The sequence below is a fragment of the Suipraeoptans intestinalis genome, from assembly GCF_009696485.1.
Taxonomy (GTDB): Bacteria; Bacillota; Clostridia; order Lachnospirales; family Lachnospiraceae; genus Suipraeoptans; species Suipraeoptans intestinalis.
On record NZ_VULY01000018.1, the window covers coordinates 369,529 to 386,738 of the forward strand.

Genomic DNA, 17,210 nt, shown 5'->3' on the forward strand with positions numbered 1-17,210 from the left:
CTATTCATGGGAACAGCTTCATCTGTATCCATCCTTTTCTTTTAAAGCTCCATTGGCAGATTTCTCTTCTTCCCACTATCTTCTCCGCTATCCTAGTTCTGCAATATCCACCAGATCCATCTGCCCTTTTGTGGTACTTTCCAGGCTTCCGATCAGAGCCTCTGCCGTGTCAATGGCTGTCAGCACGTGAACTCCTGTTTCAATGGCACTTCGCCGGATCAGGAATCCATCCTCCGACCGGTCTGCTCCCTGCTGGGGCGTATCAATGATCAGGTCGATCCTGTGTCCCAGGATCAGATCCATCAGGTTGGGGGATTCCTGCTCGATCTTGTTGATCTGATCTGCCTTGACTCCCCTGTCTCGCAGGGCTTCAGCTGTTCCTCTGGTGGCAAAGATCCGATATCCAAACGCTTCAAACCTCTTTCCCAGCTCTGCTGCCTTTTCTTTGTCTGCATCCCTGACTGTTATGATCATATTTTTGTACTTGGGAAGGCGGATTCCCGCTCCCAGAAACGCTTTATACAAAGCCTCGTCAAAAGTCGGCGCGATCCCCAGACATTCTCCGGTAGACTTCATTTCCGGTCCCAGACTGATTTCCGCACCTCTGATCTTTTCAAAGGAAAATACCGGCATTTTGACCGCCACATAATCTGCTTCTTTTTGCAGGCCCGCCGTATATCCCAGGTCTTTTAACCGGTGACCTGTCATGGCTTTTACTGCCAGCGGCACGATAGGGATCCCCGTTACCTTGCTGATATAGGGAACTGTCCGGCTGGATCTTGGATTCACCTCGATCACATATACCTCTTCTTCGCACACAATAAACTGAATGTTGATCAGACCCACCACATGCAGGGATTTTGCCAGTCTCCTGGTATACTCTCCGATCTTCTCCTTTGCCTTTTCTGAAAGACTCTGTGCCGGGTAGACGGAGATACTGTCTCCCGAATGGATTCCCGCCCGTTCAATATGCTCCATGATTCCCGGGATCAGGATCTCCTCTCCGTCGCAGACCGCATCTACTTCGATTTCTTTTCCCTGAAGATATTTGTCTACCAGAATGGGATGATCCTGTGCGATCCGGTTGATGATCCCCATAAATTCTTCGATGTCATGGTCATTAATAGCAATCTGCATCCCCTGTCCTCCCAGCACATAGGAGGGGCGGACCAGCACCGGGTACCCCAGCCTGTTTGCCACTTCTTTTGCCTCTTCTGCCGTAAATACCGTTCCACCACTAGGCCTTGGTATCTCACAGTCTTCCAGGATCTTGTCGAACAGTTCCCTGTCTTCGGCAGCATCCACATCTTCGGCGGAAGTTCCCAGAATAGTCACTCCCATTTCCATCAACGCCTTCGTCAGCTTGATGGCGGTCTGCCCTCCAAACTGTACCACCGCTCCATCCGGACGTTCCAGTTCCACCACGTTTGCCACATCTTCCGGCGTCAGCGGCTCGAAATACAGCTTATCTGCAATGTCAAAGTCCGTACTTACCGTCTCCGGGTTGTTGTTGATGATGATGGTCTCATAACCTTCCTTTGCAAATGCCCAGGTACAGTGCACCGAGCAGAAATCAAACTCGATCCCCTGCCCGATCCGGATAGGTCCGGATCCCAGCACCAGCACCTTCTTTTTTCCGGATTCTGCTATCGCCTCGTTGTCACTGCCGTACACCGAATAATAGTAAGGTGTTTCTGCCGCAAATTCTGCCGCACAGGTGTCTACCATCTTGTAGGCGGCGGTGATCCCCATCACTTTCCTCTTTTGCTCTATCTCTTTTACCGTTACTCCCCGTAATGCGGCGATCACGGAATCCGGAAATTCTACCCGCTTGGCTTCCCTTAATAGTCCTTCTGTCAGTTCTTCTGTTCTCAGCCGATCCTCCATCTCCACCAGGCAGGCGATCTTGTCCAAAAACCACCTGTCCATCTTTGTAGCTTCGTAGATCTGATCCTTTGAAATTCCTCTTCGGATGGCCTCTGCGATCTTCCAGATATGCCGGTCGTCCGTGGTCCTCATGGATTCCATCAGTTCTTCCGTTTCCACCTCTGAAAAATCATAGGACAGCAAGCTGTCTACGTGTTGCTCCAAGGAACGGATGGCTTTCATCAAAGCTCCTTCAAAATTGTCACAGATGCTCATGACTTCTCCGGTTGCCTTCATCTGCGTAGACAGGCTTCTTTTGGCATTTAAAAACTTATCAAAAGGAAGCCGCGGCATTTTTACCACACAGTAATCCAGCATCGGCTCAAAGCTGGCGTAGGTCTTTTTCGTTACGGCGTTTTTGATCTCATCCAGGGTATATCCCAAGGCGATCTTGGCGGCCACCTTTGCTATGGGGTAGCCGGTTGCCTTAGAAGCCAGCGCAGAGGAACGGCTGACTCTGGGATTCACCTCGATCACACAATATTCAAAGGTGTCCGGATGCAGCGCATACTGAACGTTGCAGCCGCCTGTAATGTTCAGTTCACTGATGATGTTCAGGGCAGAACTCCGAAGCATCTGGTATTCTTTATCTCCCAGCGTCTGGGAGGGCGCCACCACCACACTGTCCCCTGTGTGTACGCCCACCGGGTCCAGATTTTCCATATTGCAGACGGTGATGCAGTTGCCTTTCGCATCCCGCATCACTTCATATTCGATCTCCTTCCAACCGGAAATACAGCGCTCCACCAGCACCTGCCCTACCCGGGAAAGCCTGAGTCCGTTTGCCAGGATCTCTTCCAGCTGCGCCCGGTTGTGTGCGATCCCGCCCCCACTCCCCCCCAGGGTATACGCCGGACGAAGCACTACCGGATATCCGATTTTTTCGGCAAAGGCCGCTCCCTCTTCCACCGACTCCACCACCAGGGAAGCTGCGCAGGGCTCCTTGATTTTTTCCATGGTTGTTTTAAATTCCAACCGGTCTTCCGCTTTTTTAATGGTTTCCGATGTGGTTCCGATCAGACGCACCTGATTTTCTTCCAGAACTCCCTTTTCCTCCAGCTCCATCGCCAGGTTCAAGGCCGCCTGGCCCCCCAGCGTCGGCAGGATGCTGTCCGGTTTTTCTTTTTTGATCAGCTGCTCTACGACTTCAAACGTCAGCGGTTCAATATAGACATGGTCTGCAATGTCTTTATCCGTCATGATCGTAGCCGGATTGGAATTTAGAAGAACGACTTCGATTCCCTCTTCCTTGAGAGAACGGCACGCCTGCGTTCCCGCATAATCAAACTCCGCCGCCTGTCCGATCACAATGGGTCCCGATCCCAGTACCAGTACTTTTTTAATGGATGCTATCTTTGGCATGACGTTTCTCCTTTCATTCTCTCGATGAATCTGTCAAACAGGTAATCCAGATCCTGCGGTCCCGGACAGGCTTCCGGATGAAACTGGACGGTAAAAATGGATTTCCCCACATACTCCAGTCCTTCATTGGTTCCGTCGTTGACATTGCAGAAGGATTCTTTCGCGATCTTTGGATCCATGGTATCCGGATCTACCGCATATCCGTGATTTTGGGCAGAGATATAAACCCTCCCGGTACTCAGATCTTTTACAGGATGGTTGCCTCCGCGGTGTCCGTATTTCAATTTGTAGGTGCTTGCCCCGTTTGCCAACGCCATCAGCTGATGTCCGAGACAGATTGCAAAAATGGGAATATCGGTATGATAGAGTTTTCTGACTTCCTCGATAATAGATGTATAAGACTCCGGATCGCCAGGTCCGTTTGATAACAGGATCCCGTCCGGATGATTTTGAATGATGAGCTCTGCCGGTGTAAATGCCGGATATACCGTCACCTCACACCCTCTTTTCTTTAAGGAACGTATCATATTTTCCTTGGCTCCGAAATCCATCAAAGCCACTTTCAGTCCTTGTCCCGATACCGTGTAGATCTCCTTGCAGGTAACCTGCTCCATTACAGAATCTATCCGGTGTGTTCTTAGCTGCCCGACCACCTCTTCCAGACAATAGGAAGAATCTGTAGTGATCATCCCGTTCATCGTCCCTTTTTCTCTTAGAAGCTTCGTCAGGCTGCGGGTATCTACTCCTGCAATTCCCGGAACGCCTTCTTTTTCCAAAAACTCCTGAATGCTTCCCTCACTCCGGAAATTACTGTGCGTTCTGGAAAGTTCTCTGACGATGTATCCGTCCGGCCATGCCCTCCCGGATTCCATGTCCGGCGTAACTCCGTAATTGCCGATCAGAGGATACGTCATAATGACTGCCTGCCCTGCATAAGAGGGATCTGTCAAAACTTCCAGATAACCGGTCATGGAGGTATTAAATACGATCTCACTGATCACGTCCTTTTTCGCCCCTATGGCCGTCCCTTCAAACACAGTTCCGTCCTCCAGTATCAGAAATGCTTTCATTCCTTCACCATTCCTTTCTGTTGTCTCCTGTTTTTCCCTAAAAGAGAATCCTGCAAGACAGGATCCTCTGCCTGCGGCAGACCATTTTTTCTAACCAGCCTGTTCCGCCGTGCCCTCTCCCCGCGGAGTCCTTTTTCACAGGGGATACTTTTCTGCAAAATAAAAGGCAGTCTGTGCAGACACAAAACCGCCTTATCCTTCCGGATGCTTCTCTGAAACAGTTATATCTGCCCAAATTGTAGAGATTATACTATAAAGCGTTTTCTTTTTCAATAGAATTTTTGATTTTTCCAAAAAACAATTTCCAAATCGCTTCCAGGCAATTTCTAAGCTGTTTCCAACAGCTTCTTCTTTGCCCACTCTCTTGTTTGTGGTATGATGGAGATAATCATAACAGGGAGGTTTTTAACATGAAAAAAGTATTAAAATGGCTGGGGATCGCCATCGGTATCCTTGTGCTGACCGTCGCAGGATACGTCGCCTACGTTTTCTTATCTTACCACAGGATTCCGGATCATCAGGACCTGACACCGGAAACAGCAGAGAGCCCCCAGTCAGAAACTGTTCTGACGGCGGGAAAGGAATATACGGCGGTAACCTACAATATCGGTTTCGGCGCTTATCTTCCCGATTACAGCTTCTTTATGGACGGGGGAAAATACTCCTGGGGAAAATCCAAAGCCAGTGTCACGAATGCCGTAAAGCAGGCCGGCGCCCTGGTAGGAGACATCCATCCGGATTTTGCCCTGATCCAGGAGATCGACCTGGACGGAACCCGCAGCTACCATGTGGATCAGTATCAGCTTTTAAAACAGGCTCTGCCGGAGTATCACAGTGCATTTGGGGTCAACTATGATTCTCCTTTTCTGATGTATCCCCTGCAGCAGCCTCACGGCAAAAACAAAGCAGGTCTGTCCACCTTCTCCAGATACGGCATTCTTTCTTCCGAAAGAAGGAGCCTTCCCATCTCCACAGGCTTTTCCAAGCTGTTTGATCTGGACCGGTGCTACACCATTTCCCGAATCCCGGTAGACAACGGCAAAGAGCTTGTCATTTTCAATCTCCATCTGTCTGCCTATGGAAACAGCGATGAGATCCGTACCGCTCAGGTAGGGATGCTCACAGAAGACATGAAGAAGGAATATGCAGCCGGCAATTATGTCCTGTGCGGCGGAGATTTTAACCATGATCTTAAGGCTGAGGAAGGACAGGCAGAAGATCGCGCCTCCTGGGCTTATCCCTTCCCCAGAACCAGTCTTCCCCGGCATTTTTCTTTCTGTATGGATACCCTTTCTTCTCAGGAGAAGGAACGCCTTTGGAACAGCGCGCGAAACGCCGACATGCCTTATGTGGAAGGGAAAACCTACACCGTCACTCTGGACGGTTTCATCATCTCGGACAACATCACCTGTATTACCTACGAGAATAAAAATACCGGATATGCCTACTCGGACCACGAACCGGTGGTCGTTACATTCCGGTTAGAAAACTAGCCGTTCAAAAACGCCCTTTCTCCGGATCCTGCATCGACTGCGGTTTCCGGAAAAGGGCGTTCTTTCAGGTTTCCTCCTGCTCCTTCCTGATTCAGTATGTGTGATCGAATATACGATTTTCTTTTCCTGTTCAGGAAAGATACCAGTTTTGTATCTGTTCTCCAAAACAAAATCCCAGGAAGATTCCTACACTCAAAAAAGGAACAAAAGGGATCTCTTTCTGTTCCCGGAAGGAAGGTGACAGAAGAAGCGCCACTCCCGCCGTCAAAATCGCTACAGCCAATCCCACGCCTGCTCCCACCGGCCCCAGCGACAGCCCCGCCGCTGCGTACAGCTTCACATCGCCTCCTCCGAAAGCGCCCGGAAACCACAGAAGGATCAGCACAAACAGCAGGAAGGCAACGCAGCCTCCCAGCAGGACATCCCACGCTTCCTTCCCCTCTCCCAGCCAGAGGCGGCTTATCCCTGCTCCTGCAATACACCAGATCCAGCCCTCCCGGACTCTTCTGTCTCGCAGGTCTTCATAGGACGCCATGCCCAGGCAGATCCACACAACAGCAAAGATGTGATTCTCCAATCGTCCTCCTTAAAAAAATATCCGGTAAATATCCTGAAACAGAACAAAGATCATCAATCCCAGAAGAAGAATGATCCCTACCAGGTGAACATACCCCTCTTTTTCCGGAGCGATCCGTTTTCCCCGTATGGCTTCCAGAATCAGAAACACCAGTCTTCCTCCGTCCAGAGCCGGAAGCGGCAAAAGATTCATAACGCCCAGGTTGGCAGACAAAAGGACTGCAATGCTCAGCAGCTGCGCCGCAACTATCTTTATCCCATAGGATTTGCTCTGTTGATAGGTATTATCTACTACATTTACGATTCCCACCGGTCCGGACAATTCTTTTACGCTAAGTTTTCCCGTAAACAACATTTTCAGGCTTTCCAGCGTATTGGAAACGCTGAATCTTACTTCGTACCAGCCATACTGGAACATGGTCCGCAGATTGGCTTTCTGGACGGCGCCTCCTCCGATTCCGATGCGGTAATACCCTGCCTCTTCGTCCAGCTTCGGCGTCAGCTGTGCCTGTTTTTTCTCCCCCTTTTGCAGATAAGTGACCGTTACCGTTTCTCCCTGATGGAAGCGGTTATAAATAGGGATCTCCCGATACAGATGGATGGTTTTATCTCCCATCTTCAATATGGTATCTCCCGCCCGGATCCCCGCTTCCGCTGCCGGATACCCCTCTTCCACCGATTTTATCACCGGCCTGTCGTAACCGGATATTCCCACCAGCACCACTGCAAGGATCATGGCAAGGATAAAATTAAAGAGAGGGCCTGCCGCAATGACCAGCATTCTGCCCCATACGGATTTCTCTTGAAAATTTCCCTGAAGCTCTGAATCGCCTTCATCCTCTCCCATCATGCAGGAGCCTCCAAAGGGCAGCGCCTTCAGACAGTACTTTGTCCCCTTGTATTCTTTGGAAAGCAAGGTAGGGCCCAGTCCCAGAGAAAATTCAAACACTTGGATCCCCTGCTTTTTGGCCGCCAGAAAGTGTCCCAGCTCATGAAACAATATAATAAAGCTAAAGATTAAAATTGCCAAGATGATTCCCAAACGCTCTGTCCTCCTTCTATCTTCCGATCCGTCTTTCCACCTCTTCGTGCGCCCATTTTTCTGTTTCCAAAATCTGTGCAAGATCCGGATCTTCTATGAATCTGTGACATGCCATACAGCCTTCGATCAGATCCGCAATGTCCAGATACCCTATCTTTTTCTCCAAAAACCGTGCAACCGCCAGCTCGTTCGCCGCATTCAGCACGGTAGGAAGGCTTCCTCCTCTTCTTCCGGCCTCGTATGCCAGCCTCAGTCCCTGAAAGGTCTCCAGATCCGGTTTTTCAAAATCCAGTCGGGAAAGCGTCCAGAAATCCAATCTCTCTCCTGAAAGCTCCCACCTGTGAGGATAAGAAAGGGCGTACTGGATGGGAAGTCTCATATCCGGCGTACCAAGCTGCGCCATCACAGAGCCGTCCCTGTATTCTACCATGGAATGGATCACGCTCTGCGGCTGGACCACTACCTGTATGTTTTCCGGCAGGACGTCAAACAGCCATCTTGCCTCTATCACCTCCAGACCTTTATTGATCATGGTAGAAGAGTCTATGGTAATCTTCCTGCCCATCTCCCAGTTGGGGTGGCGAAGAGCATCTTCCACTTGAATATGTCTCAGTTCCTCTCTTTTTTTCCCGCGAAAAGGTCCGCCCGACGCTGTCAGGAGGATCTTTTTCACCTCCTCTTTTTCATTTCCCTGCAGTGCCTGGAAAATAGCGCTGTGCTCACTGTCCACCGGAAGGATGGAAACCTGTTTTTCTTTTGCCAGGGGCATAATGATATGACCTGCCGCAACCAGCGTCTCTTTGTTGGCCAGTCCGATATCCTTTCCCGCTTCTATGGCTGCAATGGTGGGACGGATCCCGATCATTCCCACGACTGCCGTGAACAAAAGCTGTATCTCGGGCATCACTGCAACGGCGCAAAGCCCTTCCATTCCACTTTGGATCTCCACATCCAGATCAGCCGTCCGCTCTCTGAGATCTTTCGCCTTTTCTTCCTCCCAGACTGCCACCAGCCTGGGACGAAATTCTCTGATCTGCTGCTCCAGCAGCCTGATATTGCCCCCTGCCGCAAGTCCCCATACCCGGATATCGTTTCTGCTGCGTACCACTTCCAAGGTCTGCGTCCCTATGGAACCGGTAGAGCCTAAAATCCCTATCTGTTTCATTGCTTCTCCTTTATCTGTCCCGCCTTGTTTTTGTTTCCGGAAGCCGTCTTCCGTCTCCTCCTTTTCGGACATTGGAACGTTCTTTCTTCTGATACATCCGCTTCTGTCCTTCCCCTATCTTGTCAGGATGACCAGCAGGTAAAAAATAACCGGTGCCACAAAAATCACGCTGTCAAACCGGTCCAGAATGCCTCCATGTCCCGGGATCAGTGTGCCATAGTCCTTTTTTTCATAATTTCTTTTAATGGCAGACGCCGCCAGGTCTCCAATCTGGGAGATCATGCCGCCTACCCCGCAGATGAACGCACAGTGGAGAGGATCTACCCTGGATACCCCCAGCCTGATGGTCACATACCCGTACAAAAGTCCCAGAAGCGCAGCTCCTGCCACGCCGCCGATCCCGCCTTCCACAGATTTTTTGGGACTGAGTTTGGGCGCCATTTTGTGCTTTCCAAACAGTACGCCCACACAGTATGCACAGGTGTCACATCCCCAGGAGCTCAGAAAGATCAGCCATACCATCGCTTTTCCCATATGCGGGAACATTCGTGTCTGGTATACAAAGGAAAGCAGCACCGCCACATAGAACACTCCAAAAAAGGCCATTGTCACCTGATCCGCCCGGAATTTCGGGAAAGAAAAAACATAAACACCCAGTATCATTACCAGGGAAAGCACCAGAAAAAATGCCATAAACCTGGTTCCAAAGCGATACAGCATTCCATAATACAAAAGCGCCGATGCGTATCCTGCACAGGACAGAAGGCTTCGCTCCATGTCCGCCACACGATACAGCTCCCACATCCCCGTGAGACTGATCACAAGAAGGGCCCCGAATAAAATATTCCCCCCGTATCCTACCACTCCGATCAAAAGCAGCACCAGCACGATCCCGCTTAGCAGTCTTGTTTTAAACATCTCCTATTCTTCCTCCTTCACCCCGCCGTAGCGTCTGCTTCTTTCTTCATAAGCCCGGACAGCCTTCTGTAGCTCCTCTTTGGAAAACGCCGGCCACGGAACCTGGGTAAAATAGAATTCTGTGTAAGCCAGCTGCCACAGCAGATAATTGGACAAACGTAATTCTCCGCTGGTCCGGATCAAAAGATCCGGATCCGGGATCCCCCTGGTATCCAGACAGGAAGATACCGTCTCTTCCGTAATCTCCTCTGCCTTCAGATTTCCCGTCGCACAATCTGCTGCTATTTTTCTGACAGCCCGCACGATCTCATCACGGCTTCCGTAGTTGATGGCGATCTGGAATTTCAGTCCTGTATTTTCTTTCGTTGCCTCTTCCAATTCCCGGATCCGTTCCCGGATATCTTCATCCAGTCTGCTGATATCCCCGATCACACGAATCTTCATGCGGTTTTTTTCTGCCGTTTTTAGGCAGGTCTTCATATACCCTCTGAGAAGCTTCATAAGGGCATCCACCTCTTCTTTGGGGCGGCTCCAGTTCTCTGTGGAAAATGCATATACCGTCAGATATTCGATCCCCATGCGGTATGCTTCCTCACAGATTTTTTCCACATTTTTACTTCCCTGGGCATGTCCGTAGTTTCTCGGCATCCCTTTTTGCTTTGCCCATCTTCCGTTGCCATCTAAAATAATCGCCACATGCTGCGGTATACTCATACGCCTCTCCCATCTTTTTCATTGCCGGAGGTGATTGCAAAAACGAGGACAGTGCCGCACACTGTCCTGTCCTCCATCCTCTTTCCTATACAGTCATGACTTCCTTTGACTTCTCTTCTACAGCCTTGTCTACGTTCTTTACAAACTTGTCCGTCACTTTCTGCAGTTCGTCTTCCATATCCTTGATCTCATCTTCTGATACGTCCGAGCCTTTCAGTTTTTTCAGATGGTCGTTGCCATCTCTGCGGATGTTGCGGATCGCCACCTTGGCAGCCTCCCCTTTTTTCTTTACATCCTTTACCAGTTCTTTTCTTCTTTCCTCTGTCAGCTCCGGAAACACCAGACGGATCATCGTCCCGTCGTTGGTAGGATTGATCCCCAGATCCGAAACCTGGATCGCCTTTTCAATGGCTTTTACCATGCTCTTGTCCCATGGCTGGATCTGGATCATTCTTGCCTCCGGAACCGATACGTTAGCCACCTGCTGGATGGGCGTCGGACTTCCGTAATAGTCCACTACGATCTTATCCAGTACATGGGGATTGGCGCGTCCGGCTCTGATAGCCGCCAGCTCTCCTTCCAGATTCCCCATGGTTTTTTTCATCTTTTCCTCATATACCTGCAATTTCTCGTTCATTGTCCGCTCTCCTTCCTCGTCTGCCTATACAGTCACCTTCGTCCCGGAAAACTTTCCCGTCATCGTTTCCGTAATACTGTCAGGCTCATTCAGTCCAAATACCAGCATGGGCATCTTCTGCTCCATACAAAGAATCGATGCGGTCAGATCTACCGCCATCAACTGCTTGTCCAGTACCTCCTGTATGGAGATCTCCTCGTATTTCTTTGCATCCGGATTGACCTTGGGATCACTGTCATAGATCCCGTCGATAGCTTTTGCCAGAAGCATGGCATCCGCTTCTATCTCGATCGCGCGCAAAACGGCTCCTGTATCTGTAGAGAAGTACGGATGCCCGGTCCCTCCTGCAAAAAAGATGACCTTTCCGCTCTCCAGAGCCTCTACTGCTCGGTCTTTGGAAAACAACGTGGTAAACGCCCCGCATACGAAGGGAGTGAATACCTCCGTCTTCATTCCTGCAAATCTGAATATATCCGAAACATAAATACAGTTCATGACCGTTGCCAGCATTCCGATTTGGTCTGCCTTTACCCGGTCGATAGTCTCGCTGGTACGTCCGCGCCAGAAGTTCCCCCCTCCGGTCACGATCGCCACCTGGATTCCCTGATCTGTCAACTCCTTTACCTGCCGTGCCACTTCCAGACAGGTCTTCTCGTCAAACCCCGTCTTCTTTTCTCCGGCAAGCGCTTCCCCGCTGAGTTTCAGTAATACTCTCTTCATCGTCCTACTCCTTGGTCTTTTTTTCATTTTATCTGTAACAGAGTATACCATACGGAAAAGAAAAAGGGAATATTACTTATTTCTTTGGTGTAAAATTTCAAAGGCCAGCACGCCTGCCGCCACAGATACGTTGAGAGAATCAATATTTCCCTTCATGGGGATAGAAGCCTTAAAGTCGCAGGTTTCTCTTACCAGCCGGCTGACCCCTTCTCCCTCGTTTCCCAGTACCAGTCCCAACGGTCCTTTTAGATCCACCCGGTACATGGAATCTCCTTCCATGTCCGCACATACAAACCAGAGTCCTTTCTCCTTCAGCTCTTCCATGGTTTTTTTCAGGTTGGTCACTCTTGCCACCGGCGTATAGCAGACTGCGCCCGCCGAAGCTCTTGCCGCCGCTGCCGTCAGCCCTGCCGCCCTTCTTTTCGGTATCACGACTCCATGTGCTCCCGCCAGATTTGCCGTTCGGATGATCGCCCCCAGATTATGAGGATCTTCTACGCCATCCAGAAAGATCAAAAAAGGATCCTCCCCTTTTTCTCTTGCCGCTTCCAGCATCTCCTCCACCTCTTTATAGGGGTAGGCCGATACATAGCCTAAAACGCCCTGGTGCCTTCCCGTTTCAGACAGCTGATCCAGTCTCTGCCTGGATACCTGTTGTAGCGGTACCTGCTGCTTCTTTGCTTCCCGCAGGATCGTCATAACCGGACCGTCCTTGCACCCTTCCAGAACATAGAGCTTGTCCACACTCTGACCGGAGCGGAGCGCCTCCAGGACCACGTTTCGCCCCTCTATCAGGTTTTCCTGAACCGGAAGGGGTTCTTTCTGTTCTCTTTGTTTTTCCATTTCTATCCTTCTTCCTCCAAAAAGTCTAATCCCTGTTTGATTAGCAGCAGCAGCCTTTTCCACTCTCTTTTCAGATAGAGATAGCCTATCAGGGCTTCAAAGCCTGTGGCTCTCCTGTAATCTGTCACAGACTGATTTTTTGCCGTGGAAACGCTGCGGGTATTTCTTCCCCGCTTGTATACTCCTCTTTCTTCTTCCGTCAGCTCTTCCTGCAGGATCCGCATCATCTTGGACTGGGCAGACGCCTGTACCAGACGGCTGGTATCCTGATGCAGCTTCCCTACCTGCCTTCCTCCCCGGTTCAATACCAGAGTTTTAATGATAAGGTCATATACGCTGTCTCCAATGTAGGCCAGAGCCAAAGGAGAGTATTCCCGGATATCCCTGTCTTCCAGGGAAAATATCTCCTTCATGCAGTCCTCCAGCTGCCACTCTACGCTTTTTTCCATTTTACACCCTCTCTGGTATCCTCCAGGATGATCCCTTTTTCCAGTAGCTGATCCCGGATCCCGTCTGCTTTTGCAAAGTCTCTGTTTTTACGCGCCTGTTGCCGTTCCTCGATCAGCGCCTCGATCTCCTCTGCCAGAATCTCTTCTTCCTGTACCACGATCAGCCCCAGAACGTCTGTCAGTTTCAGGATCTGTTCCAGGATCTCCCGGATATAGGAAGCAGTGCTGTCTTCCGTCACGGTAGTATTGGCATGCTTCACCAGCTCAAACACAGAAGCAATGGCGTCCGCCGTATTAAAATCGTCTTCCATTGCCGCCTCAAATCCTGCGCTGTATCCCCTTGCCGTTTCCAGTAGCTTTCCTTCTTCCTCCGTCAGTCCTTCCTTCTTTGCATGCTTTGCCGAAAATTCCAGATTGCTCACAGCATTTTTGATCCGCTCCAGACCGTTTCCTGACGCTTCCATCAGATCTGCACTGAAATTCAGCGGACTTCTATAGTGAGCGTTCAGCATAAAAAACCGCAGCACCTGAAGGTCATACTGCCGGCTGATCTCCCGTACCGTTCTGAAATTCCCCAGTGATTTGCTCATTTTACGATTGTCAATATTCAGGAAGGCATTGTGCATCCAATATCTGGCAAAGGTCTTTCCGTTTGCCGCCTCGCTCTGCGCGATCTCATTCTCGTGATGAGGAAATACCAGGTCTTCCCCTCCGGCATGAATATCGATCTCCTCTCCCAGGTATTTTTTCGACATTTCCGAACACTCAATGTGCCAGCCCGGGCGTCCGTCGCTCCAGGGGGAGGTCCAGAAAGGCTCTCCTTCCTTTTTCGGCTTCCACAGTACAAAATCCAGGGTATCTTCCTTCTCATCCTGGCCGCTTACCAGAAGGGAACGTTCTCCGCTTCTTAGATCATCCAGGTTTTTGTGGGAAAGCTTCCCGTATTCTAAAAATTTTCTGGTCCTGTAGTACACTGTCCCATTCTTTTCATAGGCGTATCCTTTATCTATCAGATTTCCTATCATAGACAGCATTCCGCCGATCTCTTCCGTTGCTCGGGGATGCTTGGTGGCTGGTTTGATGTTCATGCCTTCCATGTCTTTTTTACATTCTGCAATATAGCGTTCAGAAATCTCGTCACAGGATACTCCTTCCTCGTTGGCCTTCCGAATGATCTTATCATCCACGTCCGTGAAATTGGAAACGTAGTTGACCTCGTAGCCTTTGTATTCAAAATATCTTCTTACCGTGTCAAACACGATCATAGGTCTGGCATTCCCAATATGAATAAAATTGTATACGGTGGGTCCGCAGACATACATCTTTACCTTTCCTTCCTCTAACGGGATAAACTCTTCTTTTTGCTTAGATAATGTATTGTATATTTTCATCATTTCCTCCTGTTTTCCCGGCATCTGTTCCTGACGCTCTTTTCTGTCATTTCTTTCTGCCGTTTCTTTTTCTGCTCTTTTCTTCTCCGGGTTTTCCCCCGGCCTATTCTTCCTTGGGAAGTCCGGTGCTTTCTGTGGCACGCCGTTTCTCTTCTTTCAACTGACTTTCCAGCTCTCTTACCCGCATACACAAAGTCTGATTGGATTTTCTCAGATGGTCGATATCACTTGCAATAGGATCGGGCAGGTGGATCTGATCCATCTCCATCCGGGGGATCTTCTTGTCTTTCCTCCGGACGATCCTTCCGGGCACTCCCACCACCGTGCAATCCGGCGGAACTTCCTCCAGTACCACTGCCCCCGCTCCGATCTTGGAATTTTCTCCGATGGTAAAAGAGCCCAGTACCTTCGCGCCTGCACTAACCATCACATTATCCCGGAGGGTAGGATGGCGTTTTCCCTTTTCTTTTCCCGTTCCTCCCAGCGTCACTCCCTGATATAGGGTGATATTATCTCCCAGTTCTGCCGTCTCTCCGATGATCACTCCGCTTCCATGATCGATAAACAGCCCCTTTCCTATGGTTGCTCCCGGATGTATTTCGATCCCCGTCTTGCGGACGCCTCTTTGGGAAACCCAGCGGGCCCAAAAGTATCTCTTTCTTTTATACAGCCAATGTGCCACTCTGTAGTGCAGGATCGCTTTAAAGCTAGGATATAAGATCACTTCCCAATTGGACTTGATGGCAGGATCCCGCTCCCGGATCACCTGGATTTCATCTCTGATGTAAGAAAGCACTCCCATTTTCTTCTCTCCTCTGTCCCAAACATTCTAGTCTCGGAATCCGCACTGTCACTTCTTTCGCACAGGACTTCTTAAAAGTTCCATAAAACAAAAAAATCCCGCCTCTTGCCTGAAGAGACGGGGTTCCCGCGGTTCCACTCTTTTAGAGAATCTGACATTCTCCACCTTAAGACACGTAACGTGTGTAACCCGTATCCGACTACTCGAAAATCCATCCCTTTCATCAGATCAGCTTGCGGAGGCACTTCACAGGTTTCCTCTTGGAGATGCTCTCAGCCGGCGGCACTTCCTCTCTGTCAGATTTCACGCTGCTACTCTTTCCGTTCAACGCCTTTCCCATTTTCAACATCATACGGTAAAGCGCTGCTTTTGTCAATTCTTGTGTTTGAATTGTTCTCTTTCTTCCGTTTGAAAAACAGAGAATAAATCAGCCACGCGATCAAAACACTTTGCACCAGAATACTGATCAGGCTTCCCTCTACCCCAAAGCTGCCTCCCGATATCCAGGAGTTTCCGCCGGGAGTCACTTTGATAAATGCTTCTCCCACTGCCGTCCCGCTGACCGGAAAGGCAAAAACGTTTCCCTGGAAGCAGTTCCATGCCGCGTGAAAGCCGCTGATCCCCCAGATGTCTCCTGTTTTCATCCGGTACAGCGCAGCAAAAACACCAAACAGGAACAGATCTAACAGAGGCAAGAAGGAAATTCCGTCATTGCCCAAATGAAGGACCGTAAAAAACACTGCCGAGACCAGGATCGCCAACCATATCCCGTTTTTTCTGGCCACGGAAGAAAGCAGCCATCCTCTTGCCAGTACCTCCTCTGCGTTTCCCTGAATGGACCAAACTACCAAAAGAGGCACAAGCTGCAGCACCATTCGAGGTGAGATCTGTATGCCGGTGATCCTGACGCCTCCCAGCAATATCATCAGCAGAACACAACCGGTCAGAACCGCAGCTCCTGCCGCCCATCCCAGCAAAAAGTGTTTCAGGCCTGACTTTTTTACAAATCCCAGCTCTTCCCAGGAAATTTTCTCTACTTTTCGCGCCCACAAAAGCGCTGCCATCGTAATGAACAAAAACCCGGACAGTTCAACGAGCGTTAGGATCCAGTCAGATGCCGGCAGCAGATACAGCAGAGCCATACTGTAGATGACGGTGACGATTTCCGCCAAAAACAGCAGGACTCCTCCTACCAGCGGCAAATATAAAAACCCCAGTTTATGATACTTTTTTTCTTTTATCCTTGTAAACTCCATAATTTTCTCCATTCTGCCGCTTCTTCTCTCACAGCATACGTCTTTTTATCTCCAGAAATAGAAAATGATCGAAAGTCCCACCATGTCTGCGATGGCATGCGCCAGGAAAAACGGCAGCAGATTTGCCGGTTTCATCTTCCGGTACAGCACATAGAAAATGCATCCCAGGAGAATCCCAAGCGCGATCCCGTTCCCCAGTCCCTGATACGTATGGAAGCTGCAGCGGATCACCAGTGAATACAAAAACGCCCATTTTGTGTACTGAGGCTTCACCGCCAAACAGATTCCCAAAAAGAAGATTTCTTCATAAAACCCATTTAGCAAAGAATATAGGAGTAACGACAGATCTGGCACCGAAAACAGTTGTTCCATGCTTGGTGTGACCGGTACCGCCAGGCTGAGACTGGCAAGGTAATACAGGTCCATTGCCAGTGCAGACACGGCAAAAAGTCCTATAACCTGCAGAGGGAGCCAGGGAGTCAGCCGGATTTTTTCCCGAAAGATTGAAAAGTCCACATTTCTGAAAAGCAGATACATCACGGCAAGAAACAGCCAGAGAGATTGCATGGCCAACGCCTGATAATTTTGCATGGTAGAAAAGCTTACATTTTCTTCCAGCGTTGTCGTCTGGTCTGCCAGTGCAAGATACTGCATGGTGGAATTATAAATTCCCTCTCCAAACATGATGATCGTCACGATCAAAATGTCAAACCAACGTAAGGTTGTCAGTTGTTCCCGTTTCATTTCTTTTTTCGACTCCTCTCCTTCTGATCGGCTCCGCTGCTTTTCTGATTTTTGCCTCTTCTCTGCCGTATTCCTTTGATTTCCGGAATCCTTTTCCCTTCC

The 17,210-nt window shown here is 49.7% G+C and carries 17 protein-coding genes and 1 other annotated feature; of the genes, 1 reads left to right on the forward strand and 16 read right to left on the reverse strand.

The genetic code is table 11. The annotated features are described in order from the left end of the window. Positions 1–87 precede the first annotated feature (87 nt). The 3 genes from carB to FYJ34_RS02400 all read right to left on the reverse strand — a co-directional run bounded on the left by carB (position 88) and on the right by FYJ34_RS02400 (position 4,718). The gene (gene carB / locus FYJ34_RS02390) at positions 88–3,288 is read right to left on the reverse strand and encodes a carbamoyl-phosphate synthase large subunit (RefSeq protein ID WP_154475943.1); all 3,201 of its coding nucleotides are present in this window, start codon (positions 3,286–3,288) and stop codon (positions 88–90) included. Beyond that, on the reverse strand, positions 3,276–4,358 hold the full coding sequence (locus tag FYJ34_RS02395) for a carbamoyl phosphate synthase small subunit (protein WP_154475945.1): 1,083 nt from the start codon (positions 4,356–4,358) through the stop codon (positions 3,276–3,278). The genes carB and FYJ34_RS02395 overlap by 13 nt, the downstream gene beginning before the upstream one ends. 192 nt (positions 4,359–4,550) lie before the next feature. Beyond that, the gene (locus tag FYJ34_RS02400; RefSeq protein ID WP_154475947.1) at positions 4,551–4,718 is read right to left on the reverse strand and encodes a hypothetical protein; all 168 of its coding nucleotides are present in this window, start codon (positions 4,716–4,718) and stop codon (positions 4,551–4,553) included. A gap of 50 nt (positions 4,719–4,768) precedes the next feature. Here FYJ34_RS02400 and FYJ34_RS02405 point away from each other — a divergent pair, with 50 nt between their 5' ends. Continuing rightward, a complete protein-coding gene (locus FYJ34_RS02405) occupies positions 4,769–5,851 on the forward strand; it encodes an endonuclease/exonuclease/phosphatase family protein (protein WP_154475949.1) in 1,083 nt (360 codons plus the stop codon). Between the two features lie 130 nt (positions 5,852–5,981). Here the strand turns inward: FYJ34_RS02405 and FYJ34_RS02410 are convergent, their stop codons facing one another. The 13 genes from FYJ34_RS02410 to FYJ34_RS02470 all read right to left on the reverse strand — a co-directional run bounded on the left by FYJ34_RS02410 (position 5,982) and on the right by FYJ34_RS02470 (position 17,108). Next, on the reverse strand, positions 5,982–6,428 hold the full coding sequence (locus tag FYJ34_RS02410; protein ID WP_154475951.1) for a prepilin peptidase: 447 nt from the start codon (positions 6,426–6,428) through the stop codon (positions 5,982–5,984). Between the two features lie 9 nt (positions 6,429–6,437). Further along, positions 6,438–7,469, reverse strand: a complete 1,032-nt coding sequence (locus FYJ34_RS02415; RefSeq protein ID WP_154475953.1) for a M50 family metallopeptidase — start codon at positions 7,467–7,469, stop codon at positions 6,438–6,440. Between the two features lie 16 nt (positions 7,470–7,485). Further along, entirely contained in the window at positions 7,486–8,634 is a 1,149-nt protein-coding gene (dxr, locus tag FYJ34_RS02420) for a 1-deoxy-D-xylulose-5-phosphate reductoisomerase (RefSeq protein WP_154475955.1), read from the reverse strand. Positions 8,635–8,748: 114 nt separating this feature from the next. Further along, the gene (locus tag FYJ34_RS02425; RefSeq protein ID WP_154475957.1) at positions 8,749–9,552 is read right to left on the reverse strand and encodes a phosphatidate cytidylyltransferase; all 804 of its coding nucleotides are present in this window, start codon (positions 9,550–9,552) and stop codon (positions 8,749–8,751) included. A gap of 3 nt (positions 9,553–9,555) precedes the next feature. Next, complete coding sequence (locus FYJ34_RS02430; protein ID WP_154475959.1) at positions 9,556–10,266, reverse strand: isoprenyl transferase; 711 nt, start codon at positions 10,264–10,266, stop codon at positions 9,556–9,558. 85 nt (positions 10,267–10,351) lie between these two features. Beyond that, on the reverse strand, positions 10,352–10,903 hold the full coding sequence (gene frr, locus FYJ34_RS02435; RefSeq protein WP_154475961.1) for a ribosome recycling factor: 552 nt from the start codon (positions 10,901–10,903) through the stop codon (positions 10,352–10,354). Positions 10,904–10,927: 24 nt separating this feature from the next. Beyond that, positions 10,928–11,623 carry a UMP kinase gene (pyrH, locus tag FYJ34_RS02440; RefSeq protein WP_154475963.1) on the reverse strand — a complete coding sequence of 232 codons (696 nt, stop codon included), beginning with the start codon at positions 11,621–11,623 and terminating at the stop codon, positions 10,928–10,930. 72 nt (positions 11,624–11,695) lie between these two features. Then, a complete protein-coding gene (gene rlmB / locus FYJ34_RS02445) occupies positions 11,696–12,466 on the reverse strand; it encodes a 23S rRNA (guanosine(2251)-2'-O)-methyltransferase RlmB (protein ID WP_154475965.1) in 771 nt (256 codons plus the stop codon). A gap of 2 nt (positions 12,467–12,468) precedes the next feature. Continuing rightward, positions 12,469–12,915: a Mini-ribonuclease 3 gene (locus tag FYJ34_RS02450; RefSeq protein WP_154475967.1), complete on the reverse strand. Its 447-nt coding sequence runs from the start codon at positions 12,913–12,915 to the stop codon at positions 12,469–12,471. Continuing rightward, entirely contained in the window at positions 12,900–14,306 is a 1,407-nt protein-coding gene (gene cysS, locus FYJ34_RS02455; protein WP_154478783.1) for a cysteine--tRNA ligase, read from the reverse strand. The genes FYJ34_RS02450 and cysS overlap by 16 nt, the downstream gene beginning before the upstream one ends. 103 nt (positions 14,307–14,409) lie before the next feature. Continuing rightward, the gene (epsC, locus tag FYJ34_RS02460) at positions 14,410–15,108 is read right to left on the reverse strand and encodes a serine O-acetyltransferase EpsC (RefSeq protein ID WP_154475969.1); all 699 of its coding nucleotides are present in this window, start codon (positions 15,106–15,108) and stop codon (positions 14,410–14,412) included. Positions 15,109–15,218: 110 nt separating this feature from the next. Next, positions 15,219–15,445, reverse strand: a binding site (T-box leader). Continuing rightward, positions 15,420–16,376 carry a CPBP family intramembrane glutamic endopeptidase gene (locus FYJ34_RS02465; RefSeq protein WP_206671417.1) on the reverse strand — a complete coding sequence of 319 codons (957 nt, stop codon included), beginning with the start codon at positions 16,374–16,376 and terminating at the stop codon, positions 15,420–15,422. Its footprint overlaps the feature before it by 26 nt. 33 nt (positions 16,377–16,409) lie before the next feature. Beyond that, the gene (locus FYJ34_RS02470) at positions 16,410–17,108 is read right to left on the reverse strand and encodes a CPBP family glutamic-type intramembrane protease (protein WP_154475971.1); all 699 of its coding nucleotides are present in this window, start codon (positions 17,106–17,108) and stop codon (positions 16,410–16,412) included. Positions 17,109–17,210: the final 102 nt, after the last annotated feature.